This is a genomic window from Mesorhizobium sp. M2C.T.Ca.TU.002.02.1.1 (assembly GCF_003997225.1).
This window is the reverse complement of the sequence record NZ_RZTO01000918.1, coordinates 1-2245: the sequence shown is the minus strand read 5'-3', so window position 1 is coordinate 2245 and position 2245 is coordinate 1. Positions and strand designations below refer to the sequence as shown.

Annotated in this window: 4 protein-coding genes; all 4 read left to right on the top strand. The window is 62.0% G+C overall.

Annotation, left to right across the window (positions count from 1 at the left end; all coding sequences use genetic code 11):
* Positions 1–484: enoyl-CoA hydratase/isomerase family protein (locus tag EOD07_RS31400; RefSeq protein ID WP_206519617.1), on the top strand; the 484-nt coding region annotated here is incomplete at its 5' end.
* Positions 481–903 carry a DUF6163 family protein gene (locus tag EOD07_RS31395; RefSeq protein WP_040983297.1) on the top strand — a complete coding sequence of 141 codons (423 nt, stop codon included), beginning with the start codon at positions 481–483 and terminating at the stop codon, positions 901–903. The genes EOD07_RS31400 and EOD07_RS31395, both read left to right, overlap by 4 nt.
* A gap of 239 nt (positions 904–1142) precedes the next feature.
* On the top strand, positions 1143–1658 hold the full coding sequence (locus EOD07_RS31390; protein ID WP_040983294.1) for a MarR family winged helix-turn-helix transcriptional regulator: 516 nt from the start codon (positions 1143–1145) through the stop codon (positions 1656–1658).
* 482 nt (positions 1659–2140) lie between these two features.
* Positions 2141–2245 (top strand): twin-arginine translocation signal domain-containing protein (locus tag EOD07_RS39250; RefSeq protein ID WP_127238041.1); only part of this gene is annotated, 105 nt, incomplete at its 3' end.

Sequence of the window (2245 nt, the reverse complement as noted above, 5' to 3'; positions counted from 1 at the left end):
GGCCGAGGACCAGGCGGGCCTGCTCGACGAATTGGCGACGAGCGGCGACGCCAACGCCGAGCTGCGCGATTTCTTCGTGCCCGCCAGGCGCGAGACCGAGCGGCAGGACCTCGAAGCGATCGCGCGCCATTTTTCGCAGGGCTCGCTCGCCGGCATCATCGACAGTCTGGAACGGGCAGGGGGCGAAGATGCTTTTGCCGCGAAGACGCTGGCGACGCTGAAGACCCGCTCGCCGACCAGCCTCAACGTCGCCTGGCGCCAGATCAGCGCAGGATCGACGCTGTCGATGGACGAATGCATGAAGATGGAGTTCCGCATCCTCAACCGCATGCTGGCCGGCCATGATTTCTACGAAGGCATCCGCGCCGCCATCATCGAGAAGGGGTCGAAGCCGCAATGGCGGCCGGCGCGCCTTGATGACGTCAGCGCCGCCGACATCGACGCCTATTTCGCGCCGCTCGGGGATAAGGAGCTCGCCTTGTGAGCGAGGTCACCTCCAGGCGCGTGGTGCTGCAACCCTCGACCACCGAGGTCATCTTCGCCTGGTTCCAGCGCGCCATCGCCGGCTACTGCCTCTTGTTCGGCATTCTCTACTGGATCCGCCTGATCGGCATCTATCCGGGCCAGTTGTGGCGCTTCGACCTGATGCCGGTGCACTGGCAGGTGGCGGCGGCGACGCTTGCCGTCTTCTTTCCCTTCGCCGCGGCGGGCCTTTGGATGCTGGCGTCCTGGGGACCGGTGATCTGGTTCATCTGCGCGGTGACGGAGACGGTGATGTATGCCGGCTTCCCCGATCTCTTCGGCCACCGGATGCTGATCGTGATCTCGCACGCATGCGTGGCCTTGCTCTACATCGTCTTTCGCGTCACCATCTGGTTGCAGAAGCGCCAGCTCCGCCAATAGGCCGGGGGTTGGTTTCCCGGGTCGATTTCGCGGCCCGTTTTCTCCCAAAATCCATTGGCTAAATCTTTAGGTTAATTGTTCTTGCTCGGGTGACCGATCATTAAGCGTCTTCCGAAACCTCTTACCGGTAAGCTCTTGTTAGCCCTGGCGTTTAAGTCGAATTTTATGAGTATTCGATAGTGTCGCGATCAAGGTGAAAAACAAAAAATCACCAAGGCGACAAACGAGAGGCAAAGACAATGATCAATTCGCGTCCGGCGGCGAAGACCGCAAACGTATCCGACGATCGCCGCGAGGCTATCCGTTCGCTGTACATGGAATCGCTGCAGCTGGTGGAGCGTCTGCACCGCCGTCTGCTTGACGTGATCAAGGACGAGTTCGACCGCAACGGCCGCTCCGACATCAACGCCATCCAGGCGCTGCTGCTCTTCAACATCGGCAATTCCGAGCTGACCGCCGGCGAGCTGCGCTCGCGCGGCTACTATCTCGGTTCGAACGTCTCCTACAATCTGAAGAAGCTGGTCGACCTCGGCTTCATCAACCACCAGCGCTCGCGCATCGACCGACGTTCGGTCCGCGTCTCGCTGACGCCGAAGGGCAACGAGGTGGCCGACGTCGTCGCCGGCCTCTACGAGCGCCATGTCGGCTCGATCGAGGCGGTCGGCGGCATCAACACCGACGAGTTCAAGCAGATGAACCGCGCGCTGCAGCGCCTCGACCGCTTCTGGAACGACACGATCGCGTATCGGATGTAAGCGCTTCGGAATGGGGACGGGAGAGCTGCGCCGAAGAAGCGCGACCCGTGGGGAAAGAATATGGGGCCGGTGCGAACGCGCCGGCCTTTCCTTCTGCGAAGGCGGCATCTACGGGAGTTTGGCCGTCGCTTCGCGCGCGTCGAAGCCTCCGCGCCTGGCGGAGGAGGGCGTAGACTTCACAAGGGTATCGCTGGCGTTGCTGCGATGCAAAAAAGCATCGCCGCCATTTCTTTCATCTTCCCGCCACTTGCAAATCGCGGGCCAAGGCCACGTTGCCGCCATAATCGCGGTGGATGCGGATTGCGGGTGATGCTGCGGGCCTGTGCCCTGCGCTCCTTGGAACCTGCGTGGCGGCAGCGCGTTTCTGGCAGCCGAGCGATGCGGGTCATGGTTGGCGAATTGTTAAGTTTGCGACCCCTAGAGTGCGGACAAGCCGCCCGGCAAGCGAATTGAGCGAGAGCGAACAGCTAAGAATGTCTGCCATGAGAACCAGCCGCCGTTTCTTCCTTACCGGAGCCTCCGCGCTCGCTGCTGCAGTGGTCGCCGGCCACGCCAGCGCCCAGGACGTGATCGGGGATATCTTGAAA

What these genes read in the sequence shown, in the direction of transcription:
- EOD07_RS31390 (WP_040983294.1), top strand. Translation starts at nt 1,143, where the DNA reads ATGATCAATTCGCGTCCGGCGGCGAAGACCGCAAACGTATCCGACGAT.